Source organism: Pseudomonas sp. FG47 (genome assembly GCF_057809115.1).
In genome coordinates, this window is sequence record NZ_JBMDJI010000034.1 from 1 (window position 1) to 18,684 (window position 18,684).

Annotated in this window: 20 protein-coding genes; 1 reads left to right on the plus strand and 19 read right to left on the minus strand. The window is 66.6% G+C overall.

Features of this window, described 5'->3' with window-relative positions; genetic code table 11:
* Positions 1–428 precede the first annotated feature (428 nt).
* On the minus strand, positions 429–2,003 hold the full coding sequence (gene mqo, locus ACODS5_RS19985; protein ID WP_134692983.1) for a malate dehydrogenase (quinone): 1,575 nt from the start codon (positions 2,001–2,003) through the stop codon (positions 429–431).
* A 167-nt stretch (positions 2,004–2,170) separates the two neighbouring features.
* On the opposite strand from mqo, the gene yddG reads away from it, so the two are divergent.
* Entirely contained in the window at positions 2,171–3,076 is a 906-nt protein-coding gene (gene yddG / locus ACODS5_RS19990) for an aromatic amino acid DMT transporter YddG (protein ID WP_134692982.1), read from the plus strand.
* A gap of 21 nt (positions 3,077–3,097) precedes the next feature.
* On the opposite strand, the gene ACODS5_RS19995 is transcribed toward yddG, so the two are convergent.
* The 18 genes from ACODS5_RS19995 to ACODS5_RS20080 all read right to left on the minus strand — a co-directional run bounded on the left by ACODS5_RS19995 (position 3,098) and on the right by ACODS5_RS20080 (position 18,600).
* Positions 3,098–3,934 carry a CsgG/HfaB family protein gene (locus ACODS5_RS19995; RefSeq protein WP_134692981.1) on the minus strand — a complete coding sequence of 279 codons (837 nt, stop codon included), beginning with the start codon at positions 3,932–3,934 and terminating at the stop codon, positions 3,098–3,100.
* Positions 3,935–3,967: 33 nt separating this feature from the next.
* On the minus strand, positions 3,968–4,387 hold the full coding sequence (locus tag ACODS5_RS20000; RefSeq protein WP_134692980.1) for a curli assembly protein CsgF: 420 nt from the start codon (positions 4,385–4,387) through the stop codon (positions 3,968–3,970).
* On the minus strand, positions 4,384–4,779 hold the full coding sequence (csgE, locus tag ACODS5_RS20005) for a curli production assembly/transport protein CsgE (protein WP_134692979.1): 396 nt from the start codon (positions 4,777–4,779) through the stop codon (positions 4,384–4,386). The genes ACODS5_RS20000 and csgE overlap by 4 nt, the downstream gene beginning before the upstream one ends.
* Complete coding sequence (locus ACODS5_RS20010; RefSeq protein ID WP_489109474.1) at positions 4,776–5,297, minus strand: type II secretion system protein; 522 nt, start codon at positions 5,295–5,297, stop codon at positions 4,776–4,778. The genes csgE and ACODS5_RS20010 overlap by 4 nt, the downstream gene beginning before the upstream one ends.
* Positions 5,272–5,646: a type II secretion system protein gene (locus ACODS5_RS20015; RefSeq protein ID WP_134692977.1), complete on the minus strand. Its 375-nt coding sequence runs from the start codon at positions 5,644–5,646 to the stop codon at positions 5,272–5,274. Before ACODS5_RS20015 ends, ACODS5_RS20010 begins: the two co-directional genes overlap by 26 nt.
* A 5-nt stretch (positions 5,647–5,651) precedes the next feature.
* A complete protein-coding gene (locus ACODS5_RS20020) occupies positions 5,652–6,125 on the minus strand; it encodes a type II secretion system protein (protein ID WP_134692976.1) in 474 nt (157 codons plus the stop codon).
* On the minus strand, positions 6,122–7,999 hold the full coding sequence (locus ACODS5_RS20025; protein WP_489109475.1) for a secretin N-terminal domain-containing protein: 1,878 nt from the start codon (positions 7,997–7,999) through the stop codon (positions 6,122–6,124). The genes ACODS5_RS20020 and ACODS5_RS20025 overlap by 4 nt, the downstream gene beginning before the upstream one ends.
* A complete protein-coding gene (locus tag ACODS5_RS20030) occupies positions 7,996–8,493 on the minus strand; it encodes a hypothetical protein (RefSeq protein WP_489109476.1) in 498 nt (165 codons plus the stop codon). The genes ACODS5_RS20025 and ACODS5_RS20030 overlap by 4 nt, the downstream gene beginning before the upstream one ends.
* Positions 8,493–9,044, minus strand: a complete 552-nt coding sequence (locus ACODS5_RS20035; RefSeq protein WP_134692973.1) for a GspMb/PilO family protein — start codon at positions 9,042–9,044, stop codon at positions 8,493–8,495. The genes ACODS5_RS20030 and ACODS5_RS20035 overlap by 1 nt, the downstream gene beginning before the upstream one ends.
* Entirely contained in the window at positions 9,031–9,573 is a 543-nt protein-coding gene (locus tag ACODS5_RS20040; RefSeq protein WP_489109477.1) for a pilus assembly protein, read from the minus strand. Before ACODS5_RS20040 ends, ACODS5_RS20035 begins: the two co-directional genes overlap by 14 nt.
* Position 9,574: 1 nt before the next feature.
* Complete coding sequence (locus ACODS5_RS20045; protein ID WP_489109478.1) at positions 9,575–10,357, minus strand: hypothetical protein; 783 nt, start codon at positions 10,355–10,357, stop codon at positions 9,575–9,577.
* A complete protein-coding gene (locus ACODS5_RS20050) occupies positions 10,338–11,966 on the minus strand; it encodes a GspE/PulE family protein (protein WP_489109500.1) in 1,629 nt (542 codons plus the stop codon). Before ACODS5_RS20050 ends, ACODS5_RS20045 begins: the two co-directional genes overlap by 20 nt.
* 176 nt (positions 11,967–12,142) lie before the next feature.
* Positions 12,143–12,676, minus strand: coding sequence for a response regulator (locus ACODS5_RS20055; RefSeq protein ID WP_489109479.1), 534 nt, complete (start codon positions 12,674–12,676; stop codon positions 12,143–12,145).
* A gap of 239 nt (positions 12,677–12,915) precedes the next feature.
* Complete coding sequence (locus ACODS5_RS20060) at positions 12,916–13,551, minus strand: SurA N-terminal domain-containing protein (protein ID WP_489109480.1); 636 nt, start codon at positions 13,549–13,551, stop codon at positions 12,916–12,918.
* An 87-nt stretch (positions 13,552–13,638) separates the two neighbouring features.
* Positions 13,639–15,111, minus strand: a complete 1,473-nt coding sequence (locus tag ACODS5_RS20065) for a cytochrome c/ABC transporter substrate-binding protein (protein WP_489109501.1) — start codon at positions 15,109–15,111, stop codon at positions 13,639–13,641.
* A 215-nt stretch (positions 15,112–15,326) separates the two neighbouring features.
* Positions 15,327–15,974 (minus strand): SCO family protein, encoded by a 648-nt coding sequence (locus tag ACODS5_RS20070; protein WP_489109481.1) that lies wholly within the window; start codon positions 15,972–15,974, stop codon positions 15,327–15,329.
* Positions 15,971–16,624, minus strand: coding sequence for an SCO family protein (locus ACODS5_RS20075; RefSeq protein WP_489109482.1), 654 nt, complete (start codon positions 16,622–16,624; stop codon positions 15,971–15,973). The genes ACODS5_RS20070 and ACODS5_RS20075 overlap by 4 nt, the downstream gene beginning before the upstream one ends.
* The gene (locus tag ACODS5_RS20080) at positions 16,621–18,600 is read right to left on the minus strand and encodes a YncE family protein (protein WP_489109483.1); all 1,980 of its coding nucleotides are present in this window, start codon (positions 18,598–18,600) and stop codon (positions 16,621–16,623) included. The genes ACODS5_RS20075 and ACODS5_RS20080 overlap by 4 nt, the downstream gene beginning before the upstream one ends.
* Positions 18,601–18,684 lie beyond the last annotated feature (84 nt).

Here is an 18,684-nt window from a genome sequence, read left to right on the forward strand (position 1 = left end):
TCCATGGCCGTCGCCCCACTACGCAAGAACTCCGCTCGGCCTCCTGAAGTCGCAACTTGTGTTGCCTGAACTATCGCGCGCTTAGAAGCAAAATCAAAAGCAGAACAGAGCAAGAACAAGAACATGAACAAGAACAAGAACATGGCGCATTTATTGGCGATTGCGACATGATCACCTTCTCGACTTTACGGTGGCCTGCTTTCTCTCTGGCGTATGGGCTTTAGACGTCGTCGAGGAATGCGTTTATATCTGCAAAAATCCACGTCGAACAACTGTAACTTAGATTTTCACTTCAAGACCCATCGCTTATTGAAGCCCTACCCCCGCGAATACAATCAACGCCACACGACAACTACCCATCCAAACAACCCAACCCAGAACGAAGGGATGTCGCCCCACCTCCCGGCAGCAGCGAACACCCCCCTCAGCTATTGCCCCACCGCCTCACTGGCCGGCGCCAGTTGCAACACCTCGCTGGTATAAGCCCACTCCTCCTGAACCTTCTGCGGATGCTCGTTCAACTTGATCCCGTAGGACGGAATGATCTGCCTGACCTTCGCCTGCCACTGCGGCGTGGCCAACTTGTCCTTGAATACCTTGCCCAACAAGTCGAGCATGATCGGCGGCGCGGTCGAGGCTCCCGGCGAGGCGCCGAGCAAGCCGGCGATGCTGCCGTCCTTGGCGGTGACGATCTCGGTGCCCAGTTTCAACACCCCGCCCAGGTTCTCGTCCTTCTTGATGATCTGCACTCGCTGCCCAGCCTGCCACAAGCGCCAATCTTCCTTCCTGGCCTCGGGAAAGTAGGTCTGCAAGGCAGCGAAACGGTCATCGTCCGATTGCAGCACCTGGCCAACCAGGTACTGCACCAGGTCGAACTCACGCACCCCGACCCGCACCATCGGCCAGGTGTTGTGCACCGACATGCTGGCAAACAGGTCGAACAGCGAGCCTTCCTTGAGGAACTTGGTGGAGAACGTGGCGAACGGCCCGAACAGGATCATGCGCTTGCCATCGAGCACCCGCGTGTCCAGGTGCGGCACCGACATCGGCGGCGCGCCGGTGGCGGCGATGCCATAGGCCTTGGCCATGTGCCGCTGGGCGATGGCCGGGTTGTCGGTAACCAGGAACGAGCCCCCCACCGGGAAGCCGGCATAGTCCTTGGCCTCGTCGATGCCAGACTTCTGCAGCAGCGGCAGCGCCGCGCCACCAGCGCCGATGAACAGGAACTTGGCATCAGTGGCGGCGCTGCTGCCGTCCTTGAGGTTCTTGTACTGCACATGCCAACTGCCATCGTCGTTGCGAGTGATGGCCTCGACCTCGCTCGACAGCTTGAGGTCGAAGTTCGGCCGGGTCTGCAAGTAGCCGACGTACTGGCGGGTGATCTCTCCGAAGTTGACGTCGGTGCCGATAGGCGTCCAGGTGACCGCGAGTTTCTGCTTGGGGTCGCGCCCTTCCATCATCAGCGGCACCCACTTGGCAATCTGCGCCGGGTCTTCGGAATACTCCATCGGTTTGAACAACGGGCTGGCCTGCAACGCCTGGTAGCGACGCTTGAGGAAACTGATGTTGTCGTCGCCCCAAACGAAGCTCATGTGCGGCGTGGTATTGATGAACGAGCGCGGGTTCTTCAGTACGCCTTGCTTGACCTGCCAGGCGAGAAACTGCCGCGTCACCTGAAACGACTCGTTGATCTCCACCGCCTTGCTGATGTCGATCTTGCCATCCTTCTCCGGCGTGTAGTTGAGCTCGGCCAGGGCCGAGTGACCGGTACCGGCGTTGTTCCAGCCGTTGGAGCTCTCCTCGGCGACCTTGTCCAGACGCTCGACCATCTGCATCGACCAACTCGGTTCCAGTTCGTTGAGCCAGACCGCCAGGGTGGAACTCATGATGCCGCCGCCCACCAGCAGCACGTCCACGCGCTTGCTCTCGGCGGCCTGGGCATGCAGCCCCAGGGCCAGGGCCAGGCCGGCTAGCGCCCATTTGCTCTTGTCGGTGATTTTCATGTGCTCTCCATCTACGCCTGTGCGGGTCCTTTGGGTACGTCTGGATCAAGCGTAGCTGAGCGAATCGCTCGGGCATGCCCGCTTGACCAATGCACGGGTACGCCTGATAGGCGCGATACCGACAGGTGGTTGGGTTAGACTGCGTGCCATTTCCCAGGAACGCGACCATGGCGACGATCATCGGCCCCCGTGCAACCCTCTGCGGCCTGGCCGCGATCCTGTTGTGGAGCACGGCCTCGGCGCTGATCCGCAGCGTCAGCCAGTATTTCGGCGCCATTGGCGGCGCTGCCCTGATCTACAGCCTGGGCGCCGGGCTGCTGGTGCTTTTGCTGGGCAAGCCGCGACTGCGCAAGGCCTCGCCCGGCTACCTGCTGGGCGGCTCGGCGCTGTTCGTGGCGTATGAGGTGTGCCTGTCGCTGGCCCTGGGTTACGCGCTGGACAGCACCCAGGCGATCCAGCTGATGGTGGTCAACTACCTGTGGCCAAGCCTGACCGTGGTGCTGGCCATCGTGATGAACCGCCAGCGCGCGCGTTGGTACATCATGCCGGGCACGGCCATGGCGCTGCTGGGCATTCTCTGGGTGGTCAGCGGTGATGGCCTGTCGTTGCACGGCGTGCTCGCCAATATCCGCTCCAACCCGCTGGGCTACAGCCTGGCGACCACCTGCGCGATCACCTTCGCGCTATATTGCAACGTGACCCGGCGTTATGCCGACGGGCAGAACCATGTGGTGCTGTTCTTCCTCCTGACCGCCGCGGTGCTGTGGCTGAAGTATGCCTTCAGCCAGGAAGTACTGCCGGCATTGCGCTGGGACGCGGGCCTGGAGTTGCTGGGCGCCGGCCTGGCCATGGCGGGCGGCTATGCGTTGTGGAACATCGGTATCCTGCGCGGCAACCTCACCCTGCTGGCCACCGCCTCGTATTTTGCCCCAGTGCTGTCGTCCGGGTTCGCCGCCCTGTGGCTGGGGGCACACCTGGCGTTGCAGTTCTGGCAGGGGGCGGCACTGGTCACCGCCGGCTCGTTGTTGTGCTGGCAGGCGACCCGCGCGCCTCGCCAGCGCTGTGCCGCGTAGCCATCGGCAAGGCTGACGCCTTCATGGCTGCTGATACTGGCTCAGGTACTTGTCCAGCACCGCCTTGTCGCCCTCCCCGGCCACCTGCCACAGGCGCCGCTCGATACCCTGGGCCAGCAGATGCCCCACCGCCGCCTCGATCGCCGACAGCACGCACAACTGCGCCGGCTCGTTGGTGGTGTAGCCCACCTCGGCCTCGAGCAGCTTCTTGAACTCGATGAACTTGAACACCCCGGCGCTGCGCCCCACCGAGTAGATGGTCTTGCTGGTCATGACGTTAGCCAGCACCTGCCCGGTGCGCACGTCCACTGCCCGCAGGTTGACCGTGACCTGGTCGACCCGGTACTCCCGGGACAGGTCGATGCCCAGGTAGCGCGCGCCCTCGCCACCGCTGCGCACATTGGTGTCGTAGGCGATGATGCCGCCCTCGAGCATCAGGTTGGCGGCCTGCAGCGGTGGCAGCTCGCCCTGGATATTCTCGGCCACGTCAGGCTTTTTCTGCGAGGCGCGGATGATCTTGCGCTCGGTCAGCAGGTTCTGCAGGCCTTCGCGCTCCAGCACCACGAACCAGCCACTGGCATTGAGCGCGTCCATCAGCATGCTGGCCGCGCCCTGGGTGACGCTGGTGGAGAACGAGCTGGCCGGGGTCGGCTTGTACTGCCCGGTCTGGTCGCGGAAACCATATACCACCGCCATCAACCGCCCCCGCGGCCTGGGCATGTTGATCAGGTCGTAGTAGGTCGAGGCCCGCGGCGTCAGGGTCGGGGTCTGGCTGTCCTGTTCGGCCGGCATCGGCTCGCGCAGGCCGCAGCCTTGCAGGGCGGCGAGGATCAGCAGTGTGCTCAGCAGACGTTTCATGGTGTTCTCTCCCCTTGGAAATGGCCGTCCCTCTCAGGGGTTCAGGCCGCTCACGTCGATGATCGAGACTTGTCCGGTGGCGCGGTCGGTGACCCGGATGCTCAAGGCGCCGGAGTCGTCGATCACATCGATGAGAAAGGCATCGGTGGCCATGCTGCCGCCCTGGCCGTTGCCGATGTTGTCAAGCAACTGCCCCAGCAGCCGCGATTCGAGCTGGTTGCTGAAGCGCTCCAGGGCACTGGTGGCGGCGAACGCCGAGCTGCGATCCTTGAGGTCGGGATCGTCATGGTCGTTCTGCGCCTGGGCGTTGTTCAGCAACCAGGTGCCGTTGAGCGGGTTGCCGCCGAAGGCCGGGTTGACCGGGGTGTACACCAGTTCCGTGGCCAGGGCCTGGCAACCGAGGCCTGCGGCCAGCAGGCAGGCGGCGACACGCAGGGGTATGTGGTGGCTCATAGCTCGTCCCTCTCCAGATCGGTTGTGTCCTGCAGCAGCCGTTGCAACTTGCGCTGGATAATCTGCTGGCGGACCAGGTCGGCGGCCTCGACGGCCTCGTCATTGAGTTGCGTGGTGTTCGGCGGCAGGAAGCGCCGGTACACCACCTCGCGTTCGTACTCCACCGTCACCAGGCTGCCCCAACGGGCATCCGGGCGTTCGCGCACCACCAGGTTGAAGTCGAGCCGGCTGGTGGCGCGCAGCCGGTCGCTGAAGGCGTAATAGAAGTCGTGGCCGATGTGCGAGATGGTGTTGTCGACGATGAAACCCATCATCTCGTCCTCGTCACCGGCGTAGGCCGCTGCCTGCGCCAGGGCCAGGCACAGGCAGGCCACGGCGACCAGGCGTTTCATGGCGCATCTCCAGGGCCTGTGTGGCTGCGGGCGCCGCTGGCGCTCTCGGCGAATGCCTGCTCGGCAACGAACTGCCAGTCGCTGTAGTGCTCCAGGCCTTCGAACGCGCTCCACTGGGCGTCGAAGCCGCTGCGCTTGAGCGGCGTGGCGTCGGAGCGGCTGTACACGCCAGTGATGCGGCCATCGACCGCGCGCAGCAGGCCCCAGTCGTCACTGCCGGTTACCGGGTCGGGGTACAGCCGACGCAGGTGGCGTTGCGGCGACGGGAAGCGATTGTCCTCGAGCAGCTCGGCCAGCGCCTGCGGGTACTGGGCCAGCCCCGGGGAGGCGCGATAGAAGCTGCGCAGCGCCTGGGCGTACTGGCCACCGATCCACAGCAGTTGACGCTCGTGCTCGCGCTGCACGCAGGTGCTCCACAAGGTGCCGCTGGCGGCCAGGGCGACGCTGCTGACCGCGATCAGCAACAGCACCCCCAGGTAGGTGAAGCCACGCTCACCACTCGGCATAGAGGCTGCCATCACGCGCCCTCCCTGTAGCCCCGCTCTTGATGTCGGCGACGCCGCCAGCCACGCCCTCGGGCGGCGGTACCAGCTGCCAGGCGTCGCGGCGCTCGCTGATCGGGTCCAGCGGCGCGCCGCGCAGGTAGCGTTGTTCCACCAGTTGCTCGAGGGAATCGGGGTAGCGCCCGGTGTCGCCGTAGTAATGGTCCAGGGCCTCGCGCAGCACCGCTAGGCTCTGGCGCAGGGTGGCCTCGCGGGAGGCCTCGAGGCTGTTGAAGTAGCGCGGCAGGGCGATGGTCATCAGGGTGGCGATGATGGCCATGACCACCAGCAGCTCGATGAGGGTGAAGCCCTTGCTCGGTTTCATCGCCATCACCATTGCCCGTAGGGGATGTTGTTGAGGCCCTTGCCCGGGGCCATGGAATACACGTCGAACACGTCCTCGCCTTCGCGCGGGTTGTCCGCGGCGCTGTCGTAGGCGCGCAGGCCCCAGCCGCCGTGGTCGTCGGCCTTGGCCGCGCGCAGCGGGTCGTGGGGGATGCGCCGCAGGAAGTAGAACTTCGCGCCCTTGGCACTGCGCACATCGCGCACGCCATCCACCAGCACCTGCAGGTTCGGCGGGTAGCCGCTGGCGTTCAGGCGTTTTTCGATATAGCCGGCGTCGAAGGCGCGCTTGTAGGCGTCGATGGCGTCGCGGATCTGGTATAGCGCCTCGCGTAGCTGCTGCTCCTTGCCCCGGCGCACCACGGTCTCGGTCAGCGGCGCGGCCATGCTGGCCAGCAGCCCGAGCAGCGCCAGGGTCAGCACCACCTCGATCAGGCTGAAGCCGTGCTGGCGGCGGTTCATGGCCGTGGGCTCCGCGCGCTGGGGACTACCGCCATCTGGCCCTGGACCACCGGCGCGGCGTCGGTTTCCGGGCTGGGCGCATCGGTCGGCACGGTGCCGCTGGGCAGCGGCTGGGCCAGCTGGCGCACCTGCAGGCTCGATTCGGTGCCGGTGGCGAACTCCATGTCCGACGGGCTCTGGTACGGCAGGTTGCGCACAATGCGCGGGGTGATCGCCAGGACCAGTTCGGACTTGCTGTTCTCGTCATGGTTGCTGCCGAACAGCCGGCCCAGGCCGGGAATGTCGCCAAGGCCGGGGATCTTGTTGCCGCTGCCGGTCTTGTCGTTGCGCACCAGGCCCGCCAGGACCTGGGTCTCGCCGTCGTGCAGGCGCAGGCTGGTCTGGGCGTTGCGGGTGTCGACCTGCACCGGGATGGTGCCCTGGCGGGTCGGCTCCAGGGGCGTGGCGTTGCTCACTTCCAGCGCCACCTTGATTGCCACTTCGTTGTTCAGGTGCACGGTGGGCTGTACCTCGAGCTTAAGGCCGACGTCGAGGTAGGTGACACTCTCGGTGATCACCGGGCCCTGGGTCGAGGGCACCGAGGTGGCGCTGATGATCGGCACCCGTTGGCCGATGTGGATGCGTGCCTGCTCACGGTTGCTGACGCGTATCACCGGGCTGGCCAGGGTATTGATGTCCTTGTCCTGGGCGTTGATCTTGGCCTGGGGCGCCGGGGCGATGGAGATGCGCCCGGAGTTGATGCCGCGCAGCTGGTCGAGCACGCCCACCGGGGTGCCGTCGCTGTTGATCACGCCGAAGGTGTTCGGCCATTGCAGGCCGAGGTCGAGGATGCGCGAACGGGCCACCTCCATCACCTCGACCTCCAGCACCACCTCGGGGTTGGACTGGTCCTGGGACTGCAGCAGCTTCTCGGCCATGCGCACGGCGTCGGGGGTGTCGCGCATGGTCAGGGTGTTGAGGCGCTCGTCGACGAACACGTCGCGGGTCTTGAGCATGGTCTTGACCATGTTCAGCGCGGTATTGGCGTCGATGCTGGTCAGGTAGAAGGTGCGCATGACCAACTCCTGGTAGTCCTTGGTCTTCTGCGGCGAGTCGGGGTAGATCAGCAAGGTGTTGTCGTTGACGATCTTCTGGTGCAGCTGGTTCTGCTCCAGCAGCAGGGCCACGGCGTCCTCGATGCGCACCTCGCGCACGAAGATGGTGGCTTTCATGTCCGGGCGCAGGTCCTTGTCGAAGATGAAGTTGATCCCGGCGACCTGGGCCAGCACCTCGAAGATGGTCTTCAGGTTGGCGTCGCGAAACTCCAGGGTCACCGGCCGCTCCAGCTTGCTGCGCAACTGCGGGAACGGCGTGGCGGTGCGCGCCTGGACGTTCTCGATGTCGCTGCGCAGGGTCTGGCCCTTCTGGTTCTGCGGGTCGAGGCGCAACACCTCGCGCATGTAGCGCTCGGCGCCGAACAAATCGCCCTGGCGCAGCGCCGCCTGGCCCAGGGCGACGCGCTCGTCGAGGGTGCGCATCAGCTCCAGTTGGCGGATGCCTTCCAGGGCGCGGCGATTGTTCGGCTCCAGGGTCAGGACCCGGCCATAGCCCATGCGCGCGCCGGCGAAGTCATGGCGCACGCGGTCGCTGTCGGCCTGGCCGAGCAAGGCTTCCACCGCCGTCTGCCGACCGTGGGCCAGGGCGATGTTCAGCTCGGTGTTGCGCGGCTCATCGCGCAGGGCCTCTTCCAGGCGGGCGATGCCGGCTTCGTATTGGCCCTGCTTGATCAAATCCTCGCCATCCTCGCGCACGGCGCTGGTACCGCAGGCGGCCAGTGCCGCGCACAGGGCCAGGAGCATGAATGGAGCAGGCTTGCACGACTTCGAAGGCTTCATGGTGCGCTCCCGACAGACAAGGTCTGTGGCTGGTGCAGTGGCAGGTAGACCAGGCTCAGCTCGGTGGCCGAGACACGGTCGAGGCGGTAGGTGTCGTCGATCACATCGCCCTGGCGCACGACGTAGAGCTTTTCGCCGCTCTGCAGAAAGATCTGCAGGTCGTCGCGCTCACCCATGCGGCCGATGAACTGGAACGGCAGCGTCGGGGCGCTGGGGGCAATGGGCGCTGGCGCGCTGAGCACAGGTTGTTCGCTGACCGTGGCCAGGGTTTGCGCTGGGGTCCATTGCTGGCTGGGGAACAGGTCGCGCGAAGGGCTGGCGGCCTCATCGCGGGCCAAGCTCGCTCCCACGTTGCTGGAAGACGCCTGGGGACGGGCCCGCACTGCGCTCGGCGCCGCTGCCTCCTCCCGATCAAACCAATGCCCCGGCGCCCACGCCAAGACGCCGCTCACGCCCAGGAAACCGACCCACATCACCGCACGCTGAGTGTTCATCACGACCTCGACAGGTAAAGGGTCATGCGTACACGGCCGCTGAGTTCGCGGTCGCCGATGCGCTTGCGTTGCAGCTCCAGGTCCTCGAGCACCAGGGTCGGCAGCTGGCCGATCAAGCCCTTGAGGAAGCCACGAATCTGTGGGTAGCTGCCACGCACCGGCAGGACAATCTGGTAGCGCGCCAGCTGTGTCTTGGGGTCGATGCCCAGCGCATATTCGCCGCGCGCCAGGCTAATGCGCTCAGCGCTAGCCAGGTGATACAAGCGCTCGATCAGTTCGCTGGCCTCGGGCTGGCCAGGCAGTTGCTGGCGCAGCTCATCCAGGGCCTGCTGCTCAGGCTTGGCCTGGACCTTCAGCTCGCCCCGCGCCAGGCGCTGAACCTGCACCGCCGCGTCGGCTTCGGCGGCGCGCAGCGCTCGCACGGCCTGCCACTGCGGCAGTACCGAAGCCAGGGCAAAGCCTAAGGCCAGCAGGCCGACCAGCAGCGCGGCCAGCCCTGCCCGCCCCAGGCGCAGGGCGGCTTCATGGATCAACAGACTAGGGACGCGCATGGCCGGTCTCCCAGGTGGCGATGAGGTTGAAGCGCACCGGGTGTTCGGCCTGCCCGGCCAGCACTTCGTGGTTGAGCAAGGACACGTCCGAGAGCTGCTCGCTGCGCTCCAGGCGCTGGTGGTACTGCAGCATCGCCTCGAGGTTGCGGGCCTCGGCGCTGATCCGTACCTGGCCCTTGCGCGCATCGGGAGTGAGGCTGAGCAGCGCCACGTCTTCCTGGGGCATGGCCTCGAGCATGGCGAACAACTGCTGCCAGGGCCGCTGCAACTGCAGCGAGACGCTGCGCATCTGGGCCAGGCGCTCGGCCTGCTGACGAATCACCGCGCTGCTCTGCGGCGCGGCAGTGGCCGGACGGCGGCCGAGCTTGAGTTCGAGCTGGTGCACGCGGTCCTCGAGGGCCACTTGCTCGTTCACCAGGTGCTGCTGGGCCAGTACCAGCAGCGCCAGCACGGCGCCGCCCAGGGCCAGCAGGGCCCAGGCTGTCGGGCCACTGTGGCGGGGCTGGAATTCCAGGTCGAGGCGGCGCATATCAGGCCACCGCCCGCCACATGGCGCATAGCGGATCGGCCTCGGCGTCCGGCTGGCACAGCTGCACCGCGCCGATAGCCGGGTGCGTGCCACGGCCCGGGGCATGCAGGTACACCCTCGGCGGTTGCGCGCCGTACAGCTCGCAGGTGCGCTCGATCAGCGCCTGCAAGGCCTGGTCGTTGTCGGCGCAGCTCTGGGCCAGCACCTGTTGCCAGGCACCGCCAGCGGCCAGCAACAGCACACTGCGACGCGGCTCGGCGAGGACGAAGAGGAAGTCACCCGGCTGCAACTGCGCCGAGCAGCGGTTGTAGGCGGCCATCAGGTAGGGTTGCACCGAGCGCAGGCGCAGCCGGCGCTCCCGGCCCAGCGCCTGCAAACTCTGCAACAGCGCCTCGGGCAAGGCCGTGGCGATGCGCGCGGCGCCGGCCGGCTCTGGCGAGAGCACGATGCGCCAGTCGTCCAGGGCCTGGCCATAAAGCTGTTCGAAGCAGGCCCGGGCATAAGCCTGGAGCTCGCGTGGGTGGCCGATGGCATCGCTCCACGGCACCAGGCAGAAGCGGCTGTAGCGCGCCGAGAGCAGCACCCGCAGTTGCGCCCCCCGCACCGGGTGCTCGCTCAACAACCCACCCAGGGCCTCCAAGGCCGGCGCCCAGGCTGGCTGCGCGGCATCGCAGGCGAAGGCGCGGCTGCCCAGCCACGGGTGTTGATGGCCGTGCCAGCGCCCCAGGCCGACACCCTCGGCGCCGAGCACGGCGCAGTATTTGTCAGGCGATAAATGTGACACGGTTGATCTCCTCCAAGGTGGTGCGGCCCGCGCGGACCAGGTCCAGGGCCGAGGCCCGCAGCAGGCGCAGGCCGCGCTGGCAGGCCAACTGCTTGATCTGCGCGAGCGGACGGCGCTCGACGATCATCTGGCGCAGGTCATCGTCCAGGTGCAGCAGTTCGGCGATGGCGCTACGCCCGCGGTAACCGCTGCCACGGCACTGCCCACAGCCCTGGGCGCGAACGAATTGCCAGCCTTCGACCGCCGCGCGGGCCAGGCCCGAGGCAGCCAGCAGCTCGTCGTCCGGTACCCGGCTCACCGCGCAATGCGCGCAGGCCAGGCGCACCAGGCGCTGGGCCAGCACGGCGTTGAGCGCCGAGACGAAGCTGTAGGGATCGACCTGCATCTGGCTGAAGCGGCCGATCACGTCGAACACGTTGTTGGCGTGGATGGTGGTGAACACCAGGTGCCCGGTGAGCGCCGACTGCACGGCGATCTGCGCGGTGTCCGCATCGCGAATCTCGCCGACCAGGATCTTGTCCGGGTCATGGCGCAGGATCGAGCGCAGGCCACGGGCGAAGGTCAGGCCCTTCTTCTCGTTGACCGGGATCTGCAGCACCCCGGGCAACTGGTACTCGACCGGGTCCTCGATGGTGATGATCTTGTCCACGCCGTGGTTGATCTCGCTGAGCATGGCGTAGAGGGTGGTGGTCTTGCCGCTGCCAGTGGGGCCGGTGACCAGGATCATGCCGTAGGGTTCGCCAGCCAGCCGGCGCAAGGCGCGCAGGGTGTGCTCCTCGAACCCCAGGGCCTGCAGTTGCACGCCGCTGACCTGGTCGGACAGTTCCTGCTTGTCGAGCACCCTCAGCACCGCGTCCTCGCCGAAGATGCTCGGCATGATCGACACACGAAAGTCGATCTGGCGCTCACCGATGGCCACCTTGAAACGGCCGTCCTGGGGCACGCGTTTCTCGCCGATGTCCAGCTCGGCCATGACCTTGATGCGCGAGATCACCTGTTCGGCAAAGGCGCTGCCACTGGCCTTGCCGGCAGCGTTGAGCACGCCGTCGATACGGTACTTGATCACCAGGCCCTGGCCGGTCATGCCCAGGTGGATGTCGCTGGCGTGCAACTTGAGGGCGTCGTAAAGGGTCGAGTTGACCAGCTTGACCACCCGGCTCTGGTCCTCGCTGATGCTGGTCAGCGACAAGCGTTGCAGCGGATCGGCCTCGGTGCTGGCCTCGCAGTCCTGATCGAGCGCCTCGACGGCGTGAAAGCTTTCTTCATGGCGGGCGAGGAACGCGGCCAGGTCGGCGGCGTGGGCCAGGTACAGCGGCAAGCCTTGCAGGCAGTCGTCGATCCAGGCCAGGCGGGCGCTGTCGAAGGGGTCGGCGAACACCCCGATCAACGCGCCATCGTGCTCCACCAGGGCGAACTCGCGCTTCAGGCACTGGGCCAAACTGGCCTTGTCGAACCGTGCGCTGCTGGCCAGCAAGGCCTGGGTGGCCAGCACCGGGTAATGCAGGGTTACCGCCAGGCGCTGGATGAAGGTGGCCGGGGTGTCGCCGCAGAGGCGCTCCAGGCAGGCCAGCAGCCGCTCTTCGCCGGCTTGCTGGCGGGCCTGGGCCATGAGCTCGCGGGGGTAGCCAGCAATCGCCGGGCAAGCACGCTCCCAGGCAACGGGCTGCAGGCTCGTGGCAGCAGGCTTGCCCTGCGATTGGTCCAGTGGATCTGTATCGAATGCCTGGGGCATGGCCTGCGACTCCGCTCAGGGGCGGCGCCGCGGGCCAGGAGCCTTGGGCGCCGCTATTCCCCGGTGAGCAGTTGTTCGTCGTCAGGTTCGGCGGGCTTGCCACCGTTGCGTCGGCGGTCGGCCAGGACCCAGCTGCCATCGTACAACTGCAAGGGGAACGACTCGTTCCTGTTCTGGCGTCGCTCGACGAACCCCGCGGCGGGGTGGTCCGTGGCCCTGCGCTGGCGCTCGATGCCCATCAGGTCGAGGACCGCGCGGGCCAGTTCCACTAGCGGGAACGGCTTGAACAGGACATGGCTCACCCCAAGCTCGGCGGCCCGCTCACGAACCTCGGCGGTCGGGTGGGCGGTGATCAGCACGAAATGGCACTGCCTGTTCCTGCGCACGGTCTCCAGGACCTGAAACCCCTCCATGTCGGGCAAGCGGTAATCCAGCACGATCACGTCCGGTGCCAGGCTCGCGGCCAGTTCGATGCCGGTGGCACCGTCGTGGGCGAGATGGACCTGCAGGCCTTGCGCCTGCAAATACGCCTGCAGGTTCTGCGCAAGGGTCTGTTCGTCATCGACTACCAGTACTCTGTTCACCAAGGTCCACTCCCCTGAACTGCCCGGTTTCCCGGTCTGCGAAGTGCGGCCTTGAAGAGCCTTGAGCAGGCTTCGTGCCAGGCATGAAAAGTCACCGCACACCGCTGTTAAGTCACTGATATTGCTGGTACTACCTGATCGCTCACGGCCGTGTAAGCGGGCGCTTCCCCACAACCGGGGAAGCTAATGGCATATTGCCTTGCAACGATTCCCCAATTGTGGGGAAACACCCAGGCGGCCCTTCATTCGGCGCGCTCCACTGTAGCGGCGTCGCGCAAGCGCTGGCGTAGCGCTTGCCGGGCCTGGGCCTGCAATTGCGCGACAAGCGCATCCCTGGCCAGGCCCAGGCCGTGTTCAGTTGAGACAGAAGTATTAGCACTTTGGTTCTGCTGTCCTTGCAAAGCTTGCACATTGGCCTGAAAAAAGGCGGCAACCTCGGCGTCGCTGGGCGGCTCGATGGCAGTCAGCCGCGCATATGCCTGCTGGGCGGCCAGTTCATGACGAGTGTAGTCAGCGAAGCCGGGGCGATCGAAGCCCGCCTCCTGCAGACGTCGCTCGAACAGCGCCGGGCTGCCGAACGCCGTTTCCACCGCGGCCAGCTGGGCCTGGACCTGCGCGTCGCTGATTTCGATGCCCTGGCGCCGCGCCTCCTGCCACAGCAGCTCCTTGTCGATCAACTCATCCAGCGCCTGGTCACGCAGGCGCTTGTACAGCGTGGGGTTGCGGATGCTGGTCAGCGCCCGGCCCTGGGCCTGGAGGTAATCGCTGAAGTAGCGCTCCAGGCGCAGCACGCCGATTTCCACGCCGTTGACCCGTGCCACGGGCTGCTCGGCGTAGCTCATCTGGGCGAACAGCAACAGGCATAGCAACATTTTCATCAGCGCATCCTCGCTACAAACCCGTAGAAACCGGTCTTGCCGGCGGATACTGGGAAGCCCCGCGCCCACGCCAGCCCCTGGATTCGTTCATGGCACCTGCGGCAGCGCACGATACGGCGCCACCTCGACAAACCGCGGTCCCGGCCAGCTGACCGCAACCACATGGGCTCCTGCCAGGCCCTGGCGCCGCCCCGGGCCAAACCCCAGCAACGGTGTCAACCCGGTGTCGATGTCATGCAACTGCTCCAGGGCCAGCAGCAACTGCTCGCGGCTGGCATCGCGCCCAACCTGCTTCAATGCCTCCGTCAGCAGTCGCCAGGCGCACAAGGTGCTGACCTGCAACGATGCCTGCCGGGCATCCAGCCCCTGGCGTTGCTGCATGCCGGCCAAGGCTGCCCTGCCCTGCGCGGTCCAGTCACCGGGGACGAAGGGGTAAGCCAGGAACACCCGCTGCGACCACCGCGCCGGCAAATCTGGCACGGCACTGGCCACCTGCGCCGAGGCCGCGAACAGATAGGGTGTGCGCCCAACGGCCTGCAAGCGATCGGCCAGCTCGGCGAAGGCCTGGGCTCGTCCAACAAAGACGATCCCCTCGCCTGGTGCCTGCGTGCCGACAGCCTCTTGCGGCGGCGATGGCGACCACCCCAGCTGCTGCAGGCGCTGGCGCAGGGCCTCGGCGTTGGCGGCCTGGTCTTCTCCGGCATAAACGATCTGCAGGTTCTCCAGGCGCAAGGTTTCCCGAGCATGCAGCGCAACGCTGAGCAACTGTTCGGGTACCCCGGGCAAGGGGTCGAATACCAGGCTGCCGCCGCCTGCGCGAGGCGTGCTGCCAATCAGCGGCACGCCCGCGCGCGCCAGGACCTGGGTGTCGAGCAGCGGCGCCACGGGCGCGACCAGCGCGAACACCTGTCGTTGCAACAGCGCCTGCAATGCCTGCCGCGTGCTGACCGGGTCGTACCCCGGATCCTGTACCAGCAACTGCACGCGCCGACCATGGACGCCGCCCTGCTGGTTCAGTTGCTCGACACCATCCTCCAACACTGCGCGCACCACCCGCCCGACCTCGGCCAGCGGCCCCTGCTGCGGCAGCAGGGTGCCCAGGCGCAAGCTGCCCTCTTGCACCCCGGGATCGCGCTCCTCGCCCAGGCGCTTTAGATAGGCCGTGAGGTTGCGCTGGTCGGCCAGGCTCAGCTCGAAGCGCGGCATCGCCGGGTCGAGGCGGTTGCCGCCAGGGTCGATGCCGGTACGGATGACGCGCGCCAGGCTGGCGTCGCTGTAGGCCGGGTAGCGCCGGCTATTGCTTTCGCGCTCGCCCTGGCCCAGCGCCAGGCGCTGCCAGTCCAGGCTCGGCGGGCGCACCCCGCCTTCGCTGCGGCCACGGCCATCGTTGCCGTGGCAACTGGCGCAAGGCAACACGCTGGCCGGCACGCTGATGTCGCTGGCACCGACCAGGGCGGTGAGTTGGGCGTCGCTGCTGGACAGGCCTTCGCGGTACAAACGTTTGCCGGCTTGTTCGTTGGCGGTGAGCTCAAGGGCCACGGCGGGGCCCTGTGACGCCATGCAGTAGATAAGTGCCATCATCCATGAAAGCCTCAAGCGAAACCTTGTGGGAGCGGCCTTGGGTCGCGTATAGGACGCGCAGCGTCTCCAGGATGTCAGCACAGACACATGAATCGCCGGGGCTGCTTCGCAGCCCTTTCGCGACGCAAGGCCGCTCCTACAGGCCTTGCGCCAGCGCTCGACAATGTGTTCCCACAGCGACCGGGCCATGGCTGCTATCGTCCGGCCAGGGGTTGGGCCAGCAATTGCAGGCGCTGGGCAATGGCCGCAGGCGGCGCGTCGGGGCGGATCTTGCTCCAGCGCTTGCCCGCCACATCCCCGGCGATCAACTGCGTCGAATGCTGTTCCGGGCTGGGCAGGAACTGTCCCAACCGCCCGAGCACCAGGTCAACGCTGGCCTTGTCGCCGGTGAGGAACAGCCAGTTCGGCCCATCCACCCCCTGCTGGCCGGCAAAGGCCTTGAGCACCTCGGGGCTGTCGTTGAGCGGATCGCTGCTCACCGAGACGAAGGTCACCTGCGCCGCCAGCGCTGGCGTCATGGCCTGGCGCACCTCGCGCAGCTTGCGGGTAATCAGCGGGCAGGCATCGTTGCAGTGGGTGAAGATCACATTGAGCATCACCACCTTGTCCTTGAGCACATCGCTGTAGAAGCGCAGCGTGCGGCCGTTCTGGTCCATGAGCACGGTATCGGTGAACCAGGCCTGCGCATCGCGGGTACCGCCGCCGCTGACCATCGGCTGCGGCGCCGGTTGCGCGGTCGGGGCGTGGCCCTCATGGGCCAGGGCCATCGAGGTGAAGATCCACAGGCAGGCCGCCAGCACCAGCCAGTCGAGGCTGCGCATGCGTGAAGTGTGACTACTCATGGTTGTGCCTCCTGACCGGCGATGGCCGTGCTCTTGGCATGCACCCGGCGGGCGCCGAGGCGGTTGATCTCGGTGACCAGCACGTTGGGGTCGGTGAAGCCGTAAAAACGTGTCCAATGGCCACTGCGCCCGTCACCGACCAGGATCAGCGGCGGGTGCTCGCTGAGGTTGGCACTGAAACTGCCCAGCCCCTTGAGGGTTTCGCTGATGGCGTAGGGCGAACCGGTCAACCAGCTCCAGCCCGGCCCGTGCTGGAAGGCCCGTGCATACCCGGCCAGGCGCTTGGCATCGTCGCGCTGCGGGTCGACGCTGATAGACACCAGGCGGATCTCCTCCCCCACCCGACCACCGAGCTGCTGCTGGACCTTGCTCATGATCGACGACACCACCGGACACACCGTGGTGCAACTGGTGTAGATGAAGCCCATGACCACCAGGTGGTCGCCGACCAGGTCCTGTTCCAGGCGCACCGGCATACCGTCCTGGTCAAGCAGCGACACATCGGCGAAGCGCACGCTGGCCTTTTCCTGGCGCACGGCGGGCGGCTCGGCGGGCTTGGCGCCGTGCTCATGGCCGGCATGGGCCAGGGCCAACGGGCTGGCCAGCAAAAGGCTCAAGCCCAGCAGGGTGGTGGCGGTGGGTCGATTCATCGCAGGCTCCTGGGTTTCCCTTGGGAAGCGGTGGGTGGCGCCGTGGCCGGCAGCACGCGCAGGCTGGTGTAGTTCTCTTCGGCGAAGGCGCGGCCAAGGCTGGGCGACTGCACGTGCAGGTACCAGGCGCCGGCCTCGGCCAGCTCAAGCGCGGCCTGGTAGACCCCCTCGCCCATGTCCACCAACTGCACGTTGCGCGGCAGCGACGAGGGCGCGAGGAAGTAGCGCAGGGTCAGGTCGCTCAAGCCGGTGCGCGGCTGGCCGTCCTCACCGAGGATGCGTACTCGGGCCAGGTACGGGCTGTGCTGGCGCGCCAGTTGGTCGGCACCGATGAACTCGGCATGAGCACGTTTGTGCAGGCTGGACTGCGGCAACGCCGCCACCTCGGTGCTGAAGCAATGGATGATCTGCGGCTGGTTGAGCAGGAACGCCACATCGAAGGTACCGGCGGCCGGCAATTTCACCGTCGAGCCATACACCCCCGGCGCCAGCTCGCGCAGGCTGCGGTCGATGACGATGGCCGCGCGGGCCTGGTGGCCGCGGTTGTTGTAGCCGGACATCGGCGCGTTCATGCCTTCGGCGTAGAAATAAGTGGTGTTGTCCACCGGGTTGACCACGAACACCGCGTTGTCGTCGCGCGACACGCTCACGCCCTGGGCCAGCGGCAGGTCACCGGCCTGGCGCGGCGCCGCGGGCCCGGCCTCGAAGCCCTGGACGATAGGCTCACGGCCCTGGCCGAGGCTGGCCAGGTTGATCATGCTGACTTTCGCCGAGGCCAGGCCGCGCACGTAGGCATAGCCCTTGGTGAAGGTCAGCTGGTAGGGCTCGGCGGCCACCGCGATGCGGTGGATCAACTGGTCGTTGCTGGCATCGATCACCAGGGCCTGATTCTCCAGGGTGTTGAGCACCACACCATAGCGTCCGTCGCGGCTGAAGCGCATCGGCCCCAGGCCCTGCTCGGCCTTGACCTTGTGGCGCAGCTGGTGGCTGCGGGCATCGATCACCCACACCATGCCCTCCTCGCCATCGACCACATATACCGCCTGGGACAGCGTCGAATACGCCACCGCCAACGGCTGGCGACCGACCTCGAGGGTCTTCACCAGGCGCATCTGGGCGATGTCGATCACGCTCAAGGTGCCAGCATCGCGATTGCTGACGAAGGCATACCGTGAGTCGGCGCTGAAGGCGATCTCGTGGTGGCCGGAGCCGGTGGCGAACGATTTGAGCGTGGTGCGGCTGGGCACATCGATCACCGTCACCCCGCCCTTGGCCGGGTCGCTGCTGTTGTTGCCCACCCACAGCAGGCGCTGGTCAGGTTGCAGGGCCACCCGCAGCGGCTGTTCGCCGGCCTCCAGGGTGGCCACGCGGGTGAAGGTTTCGGTGTCGACCAACGCCACCTGGTTGCGTTCGGGCATGGACACGAACACCTGCTTGTCATCGCCGGTGGCCACCCAGTCCATGGGCCGGCCGGGCAGGTCGATGCGCGCCAGGGTGCTGGTGACCCCGCCCACCGAAACCGTGGGGTCGATCACCGTGAGGCTGGCGTCCTTGTTCAGCACCAGCAGGAAGTAGCTGTTGAGGTCGAGCAAGGGTCTGGCGCCGATGCTGCTTTTGAGGAATAGCGCCACCCGTGCCTTGCAACTGCTGTCGCGATCACCGACCGGGGCCGCTTGCGCCGGGTCCAGCCAGGCACCGGGGGCCATGCCCGACAGCGGCTGGCCGCTGGCCTGGTCGCTGACCTTGAAGCGGATGCTGGCGAAGTCGCCCTCACGCAGTTCGCTGCCGCTCAGGGACCGCGCCTCGAACTCGACTGTCACCCCGTCGCGGCTGAGCCGATGCAGGGCCTGGGGATCGGCGGCCTCCTGCAACAGCTCGCGGGGGTCGCACCAGAGCTTTTCGTAGGCGACCCCCAGGCCGATCAGCGCACTGCCCAGCAGCAGGCCCAGGTACACCGGGCGTAGCTTGCGGTTCATGCCGACACGCCGGGGTTGGACAGTTCGAGGGGGATGAACATGCTGCACCTCCACAGGAGAAAGAGCTTCTGCGCAGGGTGCAAG